This window comes from Flavobacterium cheongpyeongense (assembly GCF_003202435.1).
Taxonomy (GTDB): domain Bacteria; phylum Bacteroidota; class Bacteroidia; order Flavobacteriales; family Flavobacteriaceae; genus Flavobacterium; species Flavobacterium cheongpyeongense.
Window position 1 is genome coordinate 224,417 of sequence record NZ_QJHK01000005.1, and the last position, 17,484, is coordinate 241,900.

Annotated in this window: 15 protein-coding genes; all 15 read right to left on the bottom strand. The window is 36.5% G+C overall.

Annotation, left to right across the window (positions count from 1 at the left end; translation table 11 throughout):
* Positions 1–32: 32 nt before the first annotated feature.
* The 15 genes from DMB65_RS08310 to DMB65_RS08385 all read right to left on the bottom strand — a co-directional run bounded on the left by DMB65_RS08310 (position 33) and on the right by DMB65_RS08385 (position 17,440).
* Positions 33–500, bottom strand: a complete 468-nt coding sequence (locus tag DMB65_RS08310) for a hypothetical protein (protein ID WP_123955298.1) — start codon at positions 498–500, stop codon at positions 33–35.
* A gap of 706 nt (positions 501–1,206) precedes the next feature.
* Positions 1,207–1,911, bottom strand: coding sequence for a DUF6563 family protein (locus tag DMB65_RS08320; RefSeq protein ID WP_110306184.1), 705 nt, complete (start codon positions 1,909–1,911; stop codon positions 1,207–1,209).
* A gap of 273 nt (positions 1,912–2,184) precedes the next feature.
* Positions 2,185–3,021 carry a hypothetical protein gene (locus DMB65_RS08325; RefSeq protein ID WP_110306185.1) on the bottom strand — a complete coding sequence of 279 codons (837 nt, stop codon included), beginning with the start codon at positions 3,019–3,021 and terminating at the stop codon, positions 2,185–2,187.
* Between the two features lie 343 nt (positions 3,022–3,364).
* A complete protein-coding gene (locus tag DMB65_RS08330; RefSeq protein ID WP_230470628.1) occupies positions 3,365–3,826 on the bottom strand; it encodes a pyridoxamine 5'-phosphate oxidase family protein in 462 nt (153 codons plus the stop codon).
* A gap of 17 nt (positions 3,827–3,843) precedes the next feature.
* Positions 3,844–4,188, bottom strand: a complete 345-nt coding sequence (locus DMB65_RS08335) for a hypothetical protein (protein ID WP_110306186.1) — start codon at positions 4,186–4,188, stop codon at positions 3,844–3,846.
* A gap of 240 nt (positions 4,189–4,428) precedes the next feature.
* Positions 4,429–4,875 (bottom strand): GNAT family N-acetyltransferase, encoded by a 447-nt coding sequence (locus DMB65_RS08340; RefSeq protein WP_110306187.1) that lies wholly within the window; start codon positions 4,873–4,875, stop codon positions 4,429–4,431.
* A gap of 173 nt (positions 4,876–5,048) precedes the next feature.
* Positions 5,049–5,342, bottom strand: coding sequence for a type II toxin-antitoxin system RelE/ParE family toxin (locus DMB65_RS08345; protein ID WP_110306188.1), 294 nt, complete (start codon positions 5,340–5,342; stop codon positions 5,049–5,051).
* The gene (locus tag DMB65_RS08350; RefSeq protein ID WP_110306189.1) at positions 5,335–5,586 is read right to left on the bottom strand and encodes a type II toxin-antitoxin system ParD family antitoxin; all 252 of its coding nucleotides are present in this window, start codon (positions 5,584–5,586) and stop codon (positions 5,335–5,337) included. Before DMB65_RS08350 ends, DMB65_RS08345 begins: the two co-directional genes overlap by 8 nt.
* A gap of 266 nt (positions 5,587–5,852) precedes the next feature.
* Complete coding sequence (locus DMB65_RS08355) at positions 5,853–6,299, bottom strand: GNAT family N-acetyltransferase (protein ID WP_073246144.1); 447 nt, start codon at positions 6,297–6,299, stop codon at positions 5,853–5,855.
* Between the two features lie 175 nt (positions 6,300–6,474).
* The gene (locus tag DMB65_RS08360; protein ID WP_110306190.1) at positions 6,475–6,975 is read right to left on the bottom strand and encodes a DUF2004 domain-containing protein; all 501 of its coding nucleotides are present in this window, start codon (positions 6,973–6,975) and stop codon (positions 6,475–6,477) included.
* 340 nt (positions 6,976–7,315) lie between these two features.
* Positions 7,316–9,247: a family 43 glycosylhydrolase gene (locus DMB65_RS08365; RefSeq protein ID WP_110306191.1), complete on the bottom strand. Its 1,932-nt coding sequence runs from the start codon at positions 9,245–9,247 to the stop codon at positions 7,316–7,318.
* A 38-nt stretch (positions 9,248–9,285) separates the two neighbouring features.
* Positions 9,286–11,865, bottom strand: a complete 2,580-nt coding sequence (locus tag DMB65_RS08370; protein ID WP_230470629.1) for an alpha-L-arabinofuranosidase C-terminal domain-containing protein — start codon at positions 11,863–11,865, stop codon at positions 9,286–9,288.
* Positions 11,866–11,867: 2 nt separating this feature from the next.
* Positions 11,868–13,232, bottom strand: coding sequence for a glycoside hydrolase family 27 protein (locus DMB65_RS08375; protein ID WP_110306192.1), 1,365 nt, complete (start codon positions 13,230–13,232; stop codon positions 11,868–11,870).
* 126 nt (positions 13,233–13,358) lie between these two features.
* Positions 13,359–15,782 carry a sugar-binding domain-containing protein gene (locus DMB65_RS08380; protein WP_110306193.1) on the bottom strand — a complete coding sequence of 808 codons (2,424 nt, stop codon included), beginning with the start codon at positions 15,780–15,782 and terminating at the stop codon, positions 13,359–13,361.
* Between the two features lie 74 nt (positions 15,783–15,856).
* On the bottom strand, positions 15,857–17,440 hold the full coding sequence (locus DMB65_RS08385) for a glycoside hydrolase (protein WP_110306194.1): 1,584 nt from the start codon (positions 17,438–17,440) through the stop codon (positions 15,857–15,859).
* Positions 17,441–17,484 lie beyond the last annotated feature (44 nt).

Below are 17,484 nucleotides of genomic sequence, written 5' to 3' on the forward strand. Positions count from 1 at the left end.
TAGCGTGTGTTGTATGCTGTGTTTTTTATGTTCTAAAATTTGTATTTATCTAATTCTATTGCTTCGTCAAAGTGATTCTTAAATTTTTCTGATAATTCTGCATCTTTAAATTTCACAATTGTATATGAACTATCCCAAGCAGTTATTTCAAAAACTGCGTTTTCCACTTGAAATTGGTCATTGTTCCAAACGTTATCATTTCCTTCAACGTAAGGAAAGTTTTCTTTGTCAAATTTCGGATTTTCAGTTTTTTTTACGGCAGAAATCACACCCCAAATAATTTGAAGATTTGATTCGATTATTTTTTTGAAATTTTCGGAAGAAAGTATTGAATAATTTTCACGGAAGTCAATAGGGAGTTCTTGTTTTGAAAAGTTTACAACGTCTAAATCTGACACTAACCAATTAAATTCTGATATGTCTATCCACGACGAATCTAAAAGATTATTTAGATTTGTATGACAATACAATTTCTTAGTGCTTCTAATTATCCAATTCAAATTTTCTCTTTATTAGGTTCTGTTCTTTTAACATAGCATACAACTAGCATATAGGTCTGATAAAATCAGACCTATCACGACTAAATTACAGAGATAGTTCTGACTAAAGTCAGATTTTATTTTAACCAAATATAAAAAAAATCACCCTAAATCATCAAAATGACTCTTGATTTATCAGATATTCAATACTGTACTTTTGCTCTTATGAAAACCGTAAATCTAATAAAAGTCTCCTGACTTTTCCGTAAACGGCTTAAGAATACATGTTGTCGACTCATGAAATTACAAAATTCTCTACTCAGACTATGTCTTTCGAAATATCCATTTTCGTCATTATGGTATTCATCAGAAAAAACAATTTCGTCATTATTTACTCCAATATTAATGTCAAGTCCCATTTTTTATCGTTCAGTTTTTTTAATTACTGCTAATCAGTTTGTCTCAAAACCTCCATTTTTTATTATTTTGAACATAAATATAGCTGATTTAAACTACAAAAAAACTTGCTGTAAAACTCAATCCGTTGATTGTTTTGAACGAGTACCGTTTTACTTGTACAAACTAAACCAAAGCGTTTGCAATGTGGCTTTTTAGATAGTTACTACTTGATAAAACAGATTAAGAATCTTTTTTTATTAGCCCGCATTGCAAACGCTACAATTATCTTTTTAAATATTATGAGGGATGGTTATTATGGGCTGTTTTTTTATTGTTTTTCATTCCACTCTGCTAGATATTTTAGAATTGTTTCCATTTTATTCTTTTCTGGATCTTGATTGTATTTATCCAATAGTTCTTTGTCATTTGTTAAAATTTCTGTTATGTTTTTTTCAGAAACTAAAGTTATCTTTTTATTTGACTTTTCCATAATATAAGGAAATCTCAACATTGCTAATTTCATTGCACTTAATCCTCCACCCAATCCACCAAACATAAAGGGCAATTTATCAATTTCTAATCCATACTCTTTATATTTATTTGGAAATGAACCACTAAAAACAAAATATTTTTTAGCGCTTATTACTTTAGCGTACCATTTACTAATTTCTAGTTTAGTACAATTTAAATATAAATTTTCTCCGTCGGAATACGCTTCAACTACTTTTTTTAATTCACCTCTGTTAGTTGATTTATCTAATGAATTTAATTGATAATCATTTCCGCCATTCATTTTAATTTCACCTTCGGTTCTTTTTTCTAATTCAACGTTATAATTTGCACTCGGTTTATTTTGAATTATTTCTTCATAATTTAAATAAATTCCTTTTTGATATTTTGTTTGTCCGTAACTGTTGACACTCAAAAGTATTAATAATGCTATAATTGTATTTCTCATTTTTTTATTACTTGATTTTCTTTCAGTTTGCTGATGCAAAATAGCCCATAACATCGTTTGTCTCAAAACCTCCATTTTTTATTATTTTGAACGTAAATATAGCTGATTTAAACTACAAAAAAAACTTGCTGTAAAACTCAATCCGTTGATTGTTTTGAACGAGTACCGTTTTACTTGTACAAACTAAACCAAAGCGTTTGCAATGTGTCTTTTTAGAAATGTACTACTTGATAAAACAGATTAAGAATCTTTTATTTTGGTAGCCCCATTACAGTGTTGCGGTCTCAGTGGTTCCGTTCAACACGGGTTTCATTGTTCGTGCTGCGCATGCAACTAATCTGTTAGCTATTAGCTATAGTTTTTATTATGTCGTATTCTATATGTTCTTAATATATTCTCTAATTCTCTGTGTGTTACATTCAGAGAGTCAATTTCTATCTTTTCAAACTCTTCTTCATCGTAAAAGTAAATCAGGTAGGATTTTGAGGATTTACCGTAACCTTCTTGAACTACTTCCTCAAGTTCTATATTTGACCAGTCTCTAAATTCAACATTTTTAGTTTGGATTCCTTTCGAGTCAATTATTATTTGTGGTTTGTTGTTAAATGCTTTTCGGTATTGTTTTATTGTGCTGTAAATTCCAATTACAGCCATAATTGCTCCCAAAATATATTGTTTTTTTTCCCCTATAGTGAATAAATAAATACCGACTCCAATTATTAAAACTGAAATTCCGAGTTCAAAATAAATATACGCTTTTGAAAAGTGAATTTCTATTTTTGGAGGAAGTGAATAATCCTCTCTGTATTCATCTTCTTGCTCAAATTTCTTTTCAAGGTCTTTGAGTTTTCTTTTATCATCGGTATTTCTAATTTCAGTTTTTTCGAAAATGTTTCCATCATTCCAAATCAGTTTTTCTTGAATTGCTCTTTTCTTTAACTCGTGAACATTTCTAACATTTTCAAAAGCCCAAACTCTCCATTTGGTTATCATAAAACTCCAAATTAACCAAGCTAACACAAATCCAATTAGGAAAGCAATTCCAATTCCCCAACCAGGAATCAAGTTCTGTTCTGATAAATAAAGAGCTAAAGCTGGACAACCGATTATTGCAATGAATACAGGGACATTTACAATCAAGTGTCCTCTTTTTATTGCTTTATCAACTGATATTTGTTCTCTCATAAAATTTTCGGTTCTGCGGTTTCAAATTACTGCTAATCAAGTCACGCAAGGGAATTTCACCCTTACGTTCTCACGGAACCGTGCTTGAAAGTCTCACTTCATATAGCTCTTCATGTTCATAAATCACACTAAATTAATTCAATTTATGAATATCCCGCTGGCAAAGTCTGAAGACTTTACGTATTTTTTTAAATGTTCTCGAAAACCGTAAATCTAATAAAAGTCACCTGACTTTTTCGTGAATGGTTTAAGAATTCAACACTGTTATACGGCGTATTTTTAACCATAAAGTTGGTCCCTTATAATCGATTAAGTAAGGCTCAAACTTTTTGTGTTGGTGTTTCTATATTCTATAAACTTTTTTTGCATTTTCAATTTGTTCAATTTCTGTTGTTTCTGGATATAAAATATATTTCGGAGCTATAATCCTTTTAACTTGTGCTATCGTAATTTTGGTTATAGATTTAAAAGGAAATTTGCCTTCAGTCATTTTTGATAATATTTTTTCCATTGCTAAAAATTCGGTGTCAGTTTCATCAATGATTTCAGCTTTCCCTTTAATTTGAAATCCTTTCTGTAACAGAATATCGATAAAACTTATGCATACATTTTCATTAATTTTAATATTACAAACCGTTTGCGGAGAAGCTATATTTGCAATAATTACCTTGTCTGTTCCATAATAATTAAAAATTTCTTTTGGCGAAACATTTGGTATGTTTTCTACTGATACTGTTGCGAGCCAACAAAGTACGCTTTTGTCAATAGATTCCTTAATCTCTTTAGTTAGTTCGATTTTAGCCACAGTTTTTGTTTATTGGGTTAGTTAATTTCAATGTATTCAGATTTGCCTTTTTCGTTACCGTTTGTTAGCCATTCCCAATCTAAACTCAATTTTATTTTCCCGCTATCTGTTAAAGAAATTTTAGCTATTGCTTTTCCCGCTTTCAATAAATTATCTGTTGTCAAACATTGATATAACATATTTAATTCATCTCCTTTCAAGTCAGCAATAATTTTTCCATATTTTATTGTTCCACCAAAATAGTCAGCGGTTACAAGATTGCTGTCTTGTCTATATTCAAAAACAGTTTCCGAGTTTACTTGTCCACTTTCGGAGTTTTCAATTAGTACAAATTTCTTGTTGTTAAAGTCGTAGTTATTCATTGTGTCTATTTTCTGTAGGGTTTCGGTTTTTCGGAATATACCGCATAACGTCTTTGCAATACAGCGGGTTTGGGACTAAATTAAGACCTGTTTTCGGATTTGCCACCCGAGCGAAGCGAACAGACGAAGTAAATCGTCCCAAATACAGAACCAATTTCAAATTAAGCCTAATGCCCAAATTGCTTGTAGCGTGTGTTAGCGGTTTGGGCTTGTTTCGGGCTGGTTTTTGTCCTGTCGTTGTTACTTTGAATAAACGTTTTTATCATGAAGTTCCATCCATTTGGTTGGGTCTGCAATGTCTATCCACCCAAATTTACGATATAGCTCGTGTGCGTCTCCTGTGAGTAAAATCCAACGTCTTAAACCTTGTAGACTCGGATAGTTCATAACCGTTTCCATTAACCATTTAGAAAGCCCCAATCCTCTGAATTCTTCTAAAATATATACGTCGCCCAAATAGGCAATCGTTGAAAAATCGGTAATGATTCTTGCAAGGCCAATTTGTTTTTCGTCTTGGTAAACACCAAAGCAGAATGAATTTTCAATAGCAGTTTGCACCTTGTCTTTCGGAATATTTATGCACCAATACGCTCTGGTTGATAAAAATTCGTGAATGGCGTCAAGGTCTAATTTTACCTTGTCGGTTGAAATGCAAAACTCGCCTTTGTATATGTTTATGTCTGTCATAGTTTCTGTTTACTTTCCGTGTCGATTTAGCCTGACCACTAACGTCCCGCCACTACAGCGGGTTTGGGACTAAATTAAGCCCTATTTTCGGATTTGCCAAATCTTCCAAATACAAGACCAATTTTCCATTAAGCCGAATGTCCAAATCCGTTGTAGCTGTTAGGTGAGGTTCCTTATAGTCTACTTTTTAAATCCATTATTCCATGAAGAATTCTTGCGATTTCTATTTCGTTCTTTGATATAATTGAGTAGAAGATAATATGTTCACCTGATTTAAAACCTAATATTCCTTTCGTAACTATAGTATAGTTTCTACCAAGTTCTGGATTATTTGCTAAATCATCACATGCTGCCATAAGTAAATCATAATACTTTTCAGCTTGCATTTCTGACCAAGTTTCGATTGTATAATCCCAAATTTCAGTTAAGTCATCAACAGCTTTATTGGTAAAATAATATTTAGCCATTTGATGTTTTTCTTGCTTTTAAAACGTTGAGATGTTTTTTAGCATCAAAATCTACTGCACGCCCACTTTCAACTCCATCATTGATTGCTTTTCTTAAAGCTACAATTTTATTTTCCTCATCTTCTAAAAGACGAAGACCGGCTCTGATAACTTCACTTGCATTATTAAATCTTCCATCATTTACACTGTGTTCGATAAAATTTTCGAAATGATTACCAAGCGATATAGAAGTATTTCGTCCCATAATTTTTTTAGCTAAGTTACCAAAAAATGGTAACTTCTTCAATTATTCCTTATTTTTTTTGGAATCTCACATAACGTTCTGTTACTATAGCGGGTTTGAGACTAAATTAAGGCCAGTTTTCGGTTTTGCCACCCGAGCGAAGCGAACAGACGAAGTAAATCGTCCCAAATACAGAACCAATTTCAAATTAAGCCTAATGCCCAAATTGCTTGTAGCGTGTGTTAGGGGTTTGGGCTTGTTTCGGGCTGGTTTTTGTCCTGTCGTTGTTACTTTGAATAAACGTTTTTATCATGAAGTTCCATCCATTTGGTTGGGTCTGCAATGTCTATCCACCCAAATTTACGATATAGCTCGTGTGCGTCTCCTGTGAGTAAAATCCAACGTCTTAAACCTTGTAGACTCGGATAGTTCATAACCGTTTCCATTAACCATTTAGAAAGCCCCAATCCTCTGTATTCTTCTAAAATATATACGTCGCCCAAATAGGCAATCGTTGAAAAATCGGTAATGATTCTTGCAAGGCCAATTTGTTTTTCGTCTTGGTAAACACCAAAGCAGAATGAATTTTCAATAGCAGTTTGCACCTTGTCTTTCGGAATATTTATGCACCAATACGCTCTGGTTGATAAAAATTCGTGAATGGCGTCAAGGTCTAATTTTACCTTGTCGGTTGAAATGCAAAACTCGCCTTTGTATATGTTTATGTCTGTCATAGTTTCTGTTTACTTTCCGTGTCGATTTAGCCTGACCACTAACGTCCCGCCACTACCAGCGGGTTTGGGACTAAATTAAGCCCTATTTTCGGATTTGCCAAATCTTCCAAATACAAGACCAATTTTCCATTAAGCCGAATGCAAAGCTTGCTTTTAGCTGTTGTAGGTAGTTTTTTTAGCTTTCCATTGTCATATAGTCCAATTGCCCGTTCTCATCAGTTTTTATTACAACTAAATAGTCGGTCAATTCACGTCCAATTGTGTAATCAAATATTGCAAAATTATCTTCATCGTGAGGATAAAGCCCAACTCTTACTAATTTCAATTTTGTCAAAAGTTGCTGTTCAGGTTCTGTTGATATGTCGTCAAAGTTTATGAGTATTGAAATTTCGTCTTTACTAATTTCTTTAAGATGATGTTCTAAGTAAAATTTTACAGTGTCACCATCTTCGTCACTGTAATCATCATGAATATACGACTTGTTTAGCTTGTCAAATTTATCAATATTCTCAATAAAGTTTTTTACTTTATCCATTGTTAACGTTTCAATAGTTGTGTCTTCAAAATTTAGGTCTACCTGAATTTCGCTTTCGTTGCATTCAATATCAACATCATAATAGTCTTCCAAATTTTCTGTTGGTAATTTTCCGAAATGTGGTAATGTATATTCTGTCATTTTTAAATGTTTATTTCTTTTTTATTTGGTGTCATTTGCACTAAACTTACCGACAACTCGCACATATGTCTGGCAAATGCAAGCATTAGTAGTTTCAAATATATTTGTTTATTCTTACAAATCATCAAAGTTTACTTTTATTTGTATGATTACTACTAACAAACATCTTCTTATAAAAACCACTGCCCTAGCCCAGATGGAAACGGCATCCTTTTGTGGCGGGGTTCGCCACAAAAGATAGAGTGTACAGCTGGAAACAGCTTCTGAGAAAAACCATCATAAAAACAAAAAAACCACTCCCAAAAAAGAGAGTGGCTTTAGACTGCTATCAAAGTTGAAATTATTTAATCGGCTGGATTCCCTCGTGTGTTGGGGTTACCTGTTTTATGCTTCCATCTGGGTTGAATTCAAGTTTGTCGATGCAGACTTCGCGGTGAAAACCTCCTGCCTGCCCCATCTTGATTCCGGTTGGGTACGAAAATCGGTGGTAGGTGATGTACCATTCGTCTTTGTTTGGGATTTGTAAAACCGAATTATGTCCCGTAGCGTGGATTCCCTGATCTGCGATTCCCTGGATTACGATGTTGTTTTCGGGAATTTCAATGGGTCCCAGCGGTGATTTTGAAGTTCCGTAGCGTACTTTGTAGTTTGGGCTTCGGGTGTCGTCTTCGCTCCACATGAAATAATAGGTTCCTTTTCTGTAGATTACATACGTTCCCTCTCGGAAAGTTTTGTCGACTTTAATTAATTTGATGTCGCCTTTGAACGAAATCATATCGTCATTCAATTCGGCTACAGCCATATAACCGTTGCCCCAGTACAAATAACTTTTACCGGTTTTAGGGTCTGTAAAAACATCGGGATCGATTTCCTGACCTCCTTTTGCTCCTTGTGGTTTGGTCGCTACCAAGGCTTTTCCGCTGTCTTTGAATGGTCCTGTCGGATTATCTGAAACGGCAACGCCAATTTTTTGTGCGGCAGTGAAATAGTAGTAATATTTGTATTTTCCTTTTACCTTTTTCTCTACAATACAAGGTGCCCAGGCGTTTCTGTTGGCCCAGCTCAGGTCTTTTGGAAGGTCTAAAATAACGCCTTCGTCTTTCCAGTCTACCAGATTTTCTGATGAAAAGGTTTTAAAATACGTCCCGGACCAGCCATCAAAACCATCGCTGGTTGGGTAGATGTAATATTTTTTTGTTTTGTTTGAATATAAAATGTCGGGATCGGCATAATAGCCTTCTAATACCGGATTGTTGTTTATTTTTGGAAACTTGGCCGGCATTCCCCATTTTGAAATCAGTCTTTTCAATTCAGAACGTGTGATTGGCAAAATAGTTCCGTGACGCGGTTTAAAATCCATTGCAATTTCATCATCAATGGCTTTGAAGTTTTCTAAATCGGTACTTCTTGTAAACTGATAGCGGCCTTTTTTGTACACATCATACATCAAAATATAATCATCGGTATTGTTGAGTTTGAAAATACTTGAGCCTTCAACAGATTCTTTGGTTTGCTGCAGGTAATTGTCGTTTTCTGTCCATTTTCCAGATGTCAGATCCGTTGTGGTAGCCACTTTGATACCCGGATTATCGGTTTCGGTTTTATAAAAAAGATGGTAAACGCCGTCTTTTTCTATGATATCGCCGTCAATACAGGCTTTTTCGGACTTTGGAACGAACAATAATTTTGGAGCATTTTCCAGCGCTGTGAAGTCTTTATTGGCATAAGCGTAATAAATTTTGTCGGCTTCACTACCGTGCTGCATGCTGAAGTAAATCAGGTATTTTCCGGCTTTTGCATCGTAAATGGTCTGTGGTGCCCAAACACGTTTTAAATTTTCATTTCCGGGAAAAGCAGTCTGAATGTTAACCACACTGCTCTGCCATTTTACAAGGTCGGTACTTTTTAGCAACACCATGGCACGGTTGCTGTCCCATCCTTTTGAAGAAGTCATATCAGTTAAAACCATGTAGAATGTTTTGCCGTCATCGCCTCTTAAAATATGCGGGTCACGAACTCCTCCAGTTGAACTGATTGTTTTGCTTTCGATTACAGCTTTATCGTTATTAAGGGCATGATAATGGTATCCATCGGCACTTATGGCGTAATGAACTGCTTCTTCTTCTACCCTGTTTCCTGTAAAATACACAAATAAATAAGCGGTCAAATCTTTTCCGGCAATAACCGGAGGTGTTCCCGGCAGTGTATTCTGGGCCTGTAAAAGATTAAAAAGGGATAAAAATAATACAAGACTAAATTGTGTTTTTTTCATTATTCTGTTGCGTTTAATTATACTGTTTTAATCAAAATTTAAAACGTTTCATTTAAAAGTATTTTTTCGTTTGCTTTCATACGGATTACGGCAAATGAATATGGAGGCAGCTCTTTTGAAAATGCTTCTTTAACATTCATTTTTTGAACCACGGGTCTGGCGGCTGTATTCCCGGGAGTTCCTGATAATAGTGTATAGCTTGCATTGTCTGCTGTTCCCAGACTGGTGATTTCTATTGATGGCGTTACGGCTACCGGAAGCACATTTACCAGTTTAATAATCAAATCGCCTGTTGCCTGATCCTTTACTGCAGAAACCCCAATTCGTTTGTTGACTTCGTTATTTGTATCCGATAATTTGATTGTGTTTTGAAGGTAAAAGTCACCCGGATTTTGTCCGTACAGTTGTTGTACAAAATAATTCACTGTTGGTTTTACTTCATGTCCGTTAAAATAAATCAAATCGGGATTCCACTGCGTATGTTTTTCGCGTGCCAATAAGGGTGCATACGAAGCCATTGTAACCACATCGCCGTTTCGCTCAATTCCGGTCAGATATAAAGCTTCCGCTAAAGCATTGTAAAATTTATTGCCCCATGAAGCATATTCACCCAGATATACTTTTGATTCTGTGCGGTCGTAACTGTCATAAAAATCCTGATTGTTGATAAACCAGCCTGGACTTTGATAATAATGTTCATCTACCATTGGCAGTTTCAGATCATTTGCAATGCCCCAGCCTTCGTTATAATCTGTTCCTTCATTAAATGGTCCTACAGTACCAATTATAATGATTTCAGGATACTTTTGCTGAACGGCTTTTACGATCATTCGGTAACGCTCTTCGAAAACATGGCTGATTAAGTCTTCATTTCCAATTCCGATATACTTTAACTTAAATGGCTTTGGGTGACCTGCTTCGGCACGTTTTTTACCCCAAACGGTGGTTATACTTCCGTTGGCATATTCGATCAGATCCAAAACATCCTGTACGTATTCGCCCATGTCTTCCATCGGGATGCCAAATTGCTGTCCGGCTCCTCCATCAGCTGAATTCTGGCAGGGAACTCCTGCGGCCAAAACCGGAACCGGCTCTGCTCCCAGATCTTCACAAAACTGAAAATATTCGAAATACCCCAACCCCATTGACTGGTGGTAATTCCAGATATTTCTTGACGGAATACGGCTTTCTAAAGTTCCAATCGTGTTTTTCCATTTGTAAATATTATGAATCCCGTCTCCGTGCGCTACGCAGCCACCCGGAAAACGTACAAATTTTGGGTGCAGATCTGCAATGGCTTCTGCTAAATCGGCACGCAATCCGTTTTTACGGTTTTTGAATGTTTTTTGAGGAAAAAGCGACACCATATCAACCGCTGTTTCGCCCGCTGTACTGATTTCTAAATGGGCATCGGTTACTGTTTTTGATGATTTTAAAACAGCATTCATTTTTTTCCACGATGTATTCGGACTTAAGGTGGCCTCCGCCAAAGTTTCTCCGATGACACTTTTTAGTTTTACCGTAAACTTTGCCCCTTTTGCAAAAATGCTAAAATCATATTTTTCATTGGCTTTCAAAGCAATTCCGTCAAATCCGGTGTTGCTGATGATGGCTTTTGTAACTACAGCATAATTGGGATTATTCTGATGAACTGGATGTTCTTTCGAAATTTTGAAATCACCGCTCCATGCCATCGTTGCATTCCATTTGTCGTCTCTGCCTTTTTTATCGCTTACAGCATATTCGAAATCACGGTTTTGAATTAATTCGGCATACAAGCCGCCATCTGCCGCATAATTGATGTCTTCGAAGAAAACACCCGTAAGCATGTTGCTGATTTTTTTTGACTGCTGTCCGTTGATGGTAATTTGGGCTTTTACAGGTTTTAAACCCGCAAATAACAAACTGTCACTTTTGGGAGAAGTGTTGTTTTGCTTATCCTTAAATTTTACGGCTTCCATCGTTTGGGTCAGCATTTCGACCACACTCCAGTCGACCTCAGTGATTGTTCCTTTTTGAACATCACCCTGTAGTGTAATTTCAGTTAATTTAGGCGCTCCGTCTGGATCTGCTTTTGTTGCTGTATAAATTTTAAAATCTGCTGTAGTATTACCATATTTTACATTATTTGAAACCCAGTGAATATTGTATTTTCCGTCTTTTTTACTTACAGTTATATTTTGAATCAGCGGTTTTTTATCCAAATCTTTGGTTAGATTTTTCATGACCGGAACATAACGCTGGCTTTTCCAGTTGATGAGGTCTTTGCTGGAGGCGTGGGCGATAACATCATCGTTTACACTCCATAAACAATGAAAAATTCCGTTATCATCCCTTACAAGAAAAGCTTCCGACATACTTTTGCCGGTTGGTCCCCAGCTTCCGTAATCTGATTTTAAAAAACTGTGTTCCGGCCCAATACCAAACCAGTTTTTCTGATCAGTACTCCACGCAAAATGAAGTCCGTTTTTACCATTGTTTTTTAAAGTTGAATAGGCAAAAAGATACACTTTCTCCGGTTTTTCTATTCTGGATTTAAAAGAAAATCCCGAAAATAAAAAAACCATTGCAAAAAGTGCTGCCAAACCCAAAAAATGATGCTGTAAAAACTTGTTCATTATTATTTGGTTGTTAATTTATAAAGAACAGTACTGTGGGGTTTTAACGTTGCAGCAATTTCATTAGAAGAAATATTCAGATTTTCACCTGTCCATATATTTATACCTCCTTTAAAACCAGGAATATCAAGATCGGTAAGATTTACTGAAATCTTTTGTTCAGCCGAATCTGAAATATTAAATAAAGCCAGATAAACACTACCGTCTTTAGGATTTTGGGAAGTCACGACAATTTTTCCGTCCTGATGAAAAAGCTGTTTTACATTCGTGCTTTCATTGTGCATTTTTACTACTTCCTTATTTGTTAATAATGATAAGGTAAAAGCATCGTTACTTGGCAAATCCCCGCCAAAGAATAAAGGCGATTTGAAAATAGTAAAGAACGTAATCAGTGTATATTGTTCGTCTTTTGTCAAACGTGTCATTCTGTCTTCTCCGCGTTCTCCCCTAACTGAAATGCGTCCCAGAGGAATCATATCACAATCCGGCCATGTTCCCGGAGCTATGTAAGGGTACCATTTTTGGGCAACATCCATCAAATGGGTAATGTGAGGCCAGGTATCCCAAACGTCATCGACCATACGCCACATATTGGCATGTTCTTTTACATGTGCAGCGGCCGAAATTGGTGTTTCTCCCGGTGAAGTACTTAAAACAATTTTTCGTCCGCATTTATCGATGGCGTTTCTGATTAAGTTGATTTCGCCTTCGTGATACGGTCTTGATAAATCGTCAATTTTAATAAAATCTACGCCCCATTGTGCGTACAATTCAAAAACAGAGTTGTAATATTCCTGTGCTCCCTGTTTGTCAGCCAGAATAGTATAATTGTCTTTCAGCCATTCGCATTGCAAAGCTGTTGTATAAATTTGATCTGCAGTAACACCGTTTGCACCTTTGACTGGCATTTTTTCCTCAACAGCTTTTTTAGGAATGCCACGCATGATGTGTATTCCGAATTTTAATCCTTTTTTGTGAATGTAATCAGCTAAAGGTTTGAAACCCTGTCCGTCTTTTGCAGAAGGAAAACGGTTTATTGCAGGCAGATAACGTCCGTATTGGTCTATTACATAACGTGGATTTGTCTGATTGTACCCGCCAGCTTTATCATTTTCTACAAACCATCTGATGTCGACCACTATATATTCCCATCCAAATTTCTTCAGGTTTTTTGCCATGTAATCAGCATTGGCTTTTACTTCATGTTCTTCGACAGTTGGGCCATAGCAATCCCAGCTGTTCCAACCCATTGGAGGGGTTTTCGCCCATTGCTTAAATTCACCTTGTTTAACTGCTTTTTGAGCATTTAAAAAAAAGGGTATTAAAAAAATTCCTAAACCTAATAATAGTATGCTTTTAATCTTCATGTTGGTAAAAAATAAGTGTTAATAGTACACTTCAAATATAATAAACTTTTTATCATTATAGCAATAAACCTGTCTGCGAATACCAAATGCAGACAGGTTTATTGAGAATTTTAAAAAACAACTAATTTATCTTACATTCACGGTAACCTCGGCCGGTTTAAGCCATTGGCTTGTAAATCTTACCTTGATTGGTTCTGTAGAATCTCCTTTTGTCTGAACATAGGCCGCAATATGACCATGATATACTCTCTGAACGTTATCGGTATAATCGGTCATATCGCTGTTGTTTCCGGCTTCAAGTCCTAATAAAATTCCCGGACCACTGATCGTACAGGTTACTTCATTATCAGAAAGCATTACCGGTACTCCGTTTTGATCTTTTACCTGAATCATGATTTTGGCAACGCCTTTATCTTTGGTAATCGTAATATCTTTATCAGCAATAGTCAGTTCAGCCGGCTGTTGTGATGATGTAATTGCGTAACGGCTCACTTCTTTATCCTTTGTATCTAAACCAATTACTTCTAATTTTCCTGCGGTAAAAGGGATATCCCAATACATAATTCCGGTTTTTTCGTCGTAAGATTTGGTTTCGCCTACAACTTTTCCGTTCAATTCCAAACGTGCTTTGTCAGCATTGGTATAACAAACCACACGGATTTTTTGCCCTGCTTCGTAATTCCAGATTGCCCAGGCATCTTTCGAAATGTCTTTTTCGTTTTTCAACGGATATGTTCCTAAATACGCCATTGGTTTATCTGACCATAATGACTGACGGAAATAGCCTCTTGGTTTGATAACGCCTGCAAAATCAACCAATCCGGAGTAAAAACCTCTTGAAGGCCATCTTCCTGACTCTCCTAAATAATCGATTCCTGTCCATAAAAACTGTCCGAAAATGTGTTTGTTGTTTTTTACGGCTAACCAGGGTTCCATATCGTGCACATTTTCACTTCCGAAAATCACTCTGTTTGGATATTTTTCGTGATCCGACTGGTATTTGCTTTCGGTGTAATTGTATCCTGTAATGTCTAAAGCACCCGGATATTCTGTTTCATTAGACATCGCAACTCCTGCTAAACCTGCCGTTGTTGGGCGTGATTTATCGTATTTTTTAACGGCAGCAACCAGACGTTTTGCAATCGCTCCCAGGCGCATCGCATCCGGAGCATCTTTTTTGTAGCCCCCATAATTGGCCTGCCCAAAACCATCTTTTCCTTTATCCAGAACAGGATGCGAATACGGATCGTTTGGATAATCTACTTCGTTACCAATACTCCAGCCAAATACTGAAAGATGGTTTCTGTCACGACGAACGAAATCTTCCATATCTTTTTCTGCCCAGTTGGCAAAAATATCAAACGTACCTTCGAATCCCGGAGTTCCGTAATTCCAGCCTTCCAGCCATTTACGCTTTGGGAATTCCCATTCGTCATACGCTTCGTTCAATACCAATAAACCTAATTCATCGCAAAGCTCATAAAAATCAGGAGCTTGTGGATTATGACTGGTACGAATTGCATTTACACCAATTTCTTTTAATGTCTCTAATCTGGTTTTCCAAACTTCACGAGGAACTGCTGAACCCAAAACTCCTGCATCGTGATGCAAACAAACTCCTTTCATTTTCATCCATTTATCATTCAGTGCAAAACCATTATTGGGATCGAAAGTGAATTTTCTGAAACCTGTTTTTGTAACCGTTTGATCGATTTGCTTTCCATCTTTTAAAACCGTGGTTTTTAGCTGATATAAATTTGGATGCTCTAAATCCCATAATTGTGGATTTTTTACATTTATCTTAGCTGACACTTTACCGCTTTGATTCGCTGCAACGGCTACTTTTCCAGAAGCTTTGGCAACTAATTTTCCGTCTTTTGAAATCAATTCGTTTACAACCGTAAGAGTTGATTTTGTTTTAGTATCGTTTTCAACCTCAACTTCAACATTCAAAGTACCATTTCCTTTATTCATTTCCGCATAGGCGTAAACTCCCCATTGTGCAATGTGTACGGGATTTGAATAGACCAGCCAGACGTTTCTGTAAATTCCGGAACCGCTGTACCATCTTGAATCGGCACTCTGGCTATGGTCAACGCGTACTGAGATCGTATTTTCTTCTCCGTATTTTATGTACGGAGTCGCATCATAAGCAAAAGAAATATAACCGTTTGGTCGTTTTCCTAAAGAATGACCGTTGATAAAAACTTCACTTCTGTTGTAAACCCCTTCAAAATATAAAAATACTTTTTCTCCCGATTTGCTTTGCGGAATATTGATTGATTTTCTGTACCAGGCTATTCCTCCGGGCAAATATCCGGTGCAGCTTGCCAGTGTTGGACTTAGTTGTCCTTTTACGCTCCAGTCATGAGGCACATTTATCTTTTGCCACTTACTGTCGTCAAAAGCTGCGTTTTTTGCATCCGGAGTTTCCTGTAGACTGAACTTCCAGTTGTCATTAATTTTTTTAGAATCTCCAAACGAAATCTGGCTGCTTGCCGACAGACACGAAAAGAGTAATACGGGTAATAAGATCTTTTTTGTGAACATGCTTTAATTAATTTTTGTTTCAGGTTTTAAGCTTCAGGTTTCGGTCTCAAACGTGAAACCTGACATTATTTTTATTATTGTAACTCTCCCACAAACGTCACGACAGACCTTGCCGGAATTTCGAGGTTATCTGTTTTCTGAATTGTTCCTCTTTTTAAATTAGAACTTTCAGAAGTGGTATACGGTGTGACTTCATTGTTTTTTACGGTTCCTTTAGACAAATCAACTTTGTATTGCTGTGCTTCTTTTCCACAGTTTACAGCAACTATTATCAGTTTTTTGTTCTGAGCATCTTTGTAAGCGGTTATCATTACATCATTCGCAGCGGCGGCTTCATCCTGATTTGGCACCTCTATTCTCAACATGCCCGGACGAACAAACAAAGAATAATTTCCTAAAGCCCAAAGCAGTTTTGAATCGTGAAATTCGCCGTCATTTCTCACATAGTCAGGAGCAGTTGAACCCGTGCTTTTTCCATCGTCCAGATAAATCAGACCGTCTTTGTAATCTGCACGTGTCATAGACGTCCACCATTGCCATGATGCGGCGTTGGCAACCGCAATGTCATTATGAATTAATCTTGCTACAAATAAAGCGGTCTGCATTCCTAAATCCCTTCCTCCGCCTGAACCACCCGGAATTTCTGCTTCTCCAGGGTTTTCCAGAATACAATATTCAGACTGCCAGTATTTTAACCCTGGTTGCTGCTTCACTTTGGCTGCGATTAATTTTCGGCTTAACACCTGTTTGTCAATTGGCCAGGTCGTGAAATACGAATGGCCTAAAATAACATTTTTAACATTTGAAAATTTAGAAATATTCGTTTTTGTTTTCCCGAAAAAATAATCGATTTGATTATCGCGATTTTCATCATTTACATTTTCATACAAATAATTGATTTGTGCAGCTTCGACAATTACTATTTCTGTATTTATTTTTTTTATTTTGAGTTTTTCAGAAAGTGCTTTCGTTACCTCGTATATCTCCTGATTTGTAGCTGGAGTACCTTCCTGACTGTTGGTGTCACCGCTTTTTGGCATCCACTCCCACTGCGGTTCATTTAATGGGCTGACATAATCGAATTTAATTCCTTCTTTTTTTTCCAGTCCCTGAATACTTTGAACTAAAAAATCGGCAAATTGTGGAATTGCACCATCTTTTAGATTCAGTTTATTTTTTCGGGAAGAAAAAGATAATCCGTTATGCGTCATGTAAACCGGTGGGCTGTTTGTAAAAATAAGAAATTTCTCAACGCCTCGTTTTTTGGCTGCCTGCAAAAACCATCTTTGCCCTTCCTGCTTCGAGAAATCATAAGTGCCATCAGCATTCAGAAAACATTCGCTTCTTCTCCATTCGTCATAAATTTTGCTGGTTTTACCTTGTTCCGTACTTCCGGCTCCGAGATTAAAACGCCAGATCGATAGTCCGATTCCTTTTGGATTGCCCTGCGAATCAATTTCTTTGCTAAATAATAAATCGGCAATGGCGTTCTTTTTTTCTTCTGGCCAGTTTTTACCCACGAACTGTGTTCTCCAGGCATCTGAACCGCCAAAACCATCCATGGTCTGAACTACATTATCTGTACTAATAGTAATGGTTCGCTGCCCATAAGACAGCGAACTCATTAGTACTAAAAGTGAGAGATATACTTTTCTCATTTTTTAAATTCTTTCTACATTTATCAATACTGTTTTTGTCATTC

Coding starts and splice junctions, on each gene's coding strand:
- DMB65_RS08320 (WP_110306184.1), bottom strand. CDS start 1,911: ATGGAGGTTTTGAGACAAACGATGTTATGGGCTATTTTGCATCAGCAA.
- DMB65_RS08325 (WP_110306185.1), bottom strand. CDS start 3,021: ATGAGAGAACAAATATCAGTTGATAAAGCAATAAAAAGAGGACACTTG.
- DMB65_RS08335 (WP_110306186.1), bottom strand. CDS start 4,188: ATGAATAACTACGACTTTAACAACAAGAAATTTGTACTAATTGAAAAC.
- DMB65_RS08340 (WP_110306187.1), bottom strand. CDS start 4,875: ATGACAGACATAAACATATACAAAGGCGAGTTTTGCATTTCAACCGAC.
- DMB65_RS08345 (WP_110306188.1), bottom strand. CDS start 5,342: ATGGCTAAATATTATTTTACCAATAAAGCTGTTGATGACTTAACTGAA.
- DMB65_RS08350 (WP_110306189.1), bottom strand. CDS start 5,586: ATGGGACGAAATACTTCTATATCGCTTGGTAATCATTTCGAAAATTTT.
- DMB65_RS08355 (WP_073246144.1), bottom strand. CDS start 6,299: ATGACAGACATAAACATATACAAAGGCGAGTTTTGCATTTCAACCGAC.
- DMB65_RS08360 (WP_110306190.1), bottom strand. CDS start 6,975: ATGACAGAATATACATTACCACATTTCGGAAAATTACCAACAGAAAAT.
- DMB65_RS08365 (WP_110306191.1), bottom strand. CDS start 9,247: ATGAAAAAAACACAATTTAGTCTTGTATTATTTTTATCCCTTTTTAAT.
- DMB65_RS08370 (WP_230470629.1), bottom strand. CDS start 11,865: ATGAACAAGTTTTTACAGCATCATTTTTTGGGTTTGGCAGCACTTTTT.
- DMB65_RS08375 (WP_110306192.1), bottom strand. CDS start 13,232: ATGAAGATTAAAAGCATACTATTATTAGGTTTAGGAATTTTTTTAATA.
- DMB65_RS08380 (WP_110306193.1), bottom strand. CDS start 15,782: ATGTTCACAAAAAAGATCTTATTACCCGTATTACTCTTTTCGTGTCTG.
- DMB65_RS08385 (WP_110306194.1), bottom strand. CDS start 17,440: ATGAGAAAAGTATATCTCTCACTTTTAGTACTAATGAGTTCGCTGTCT.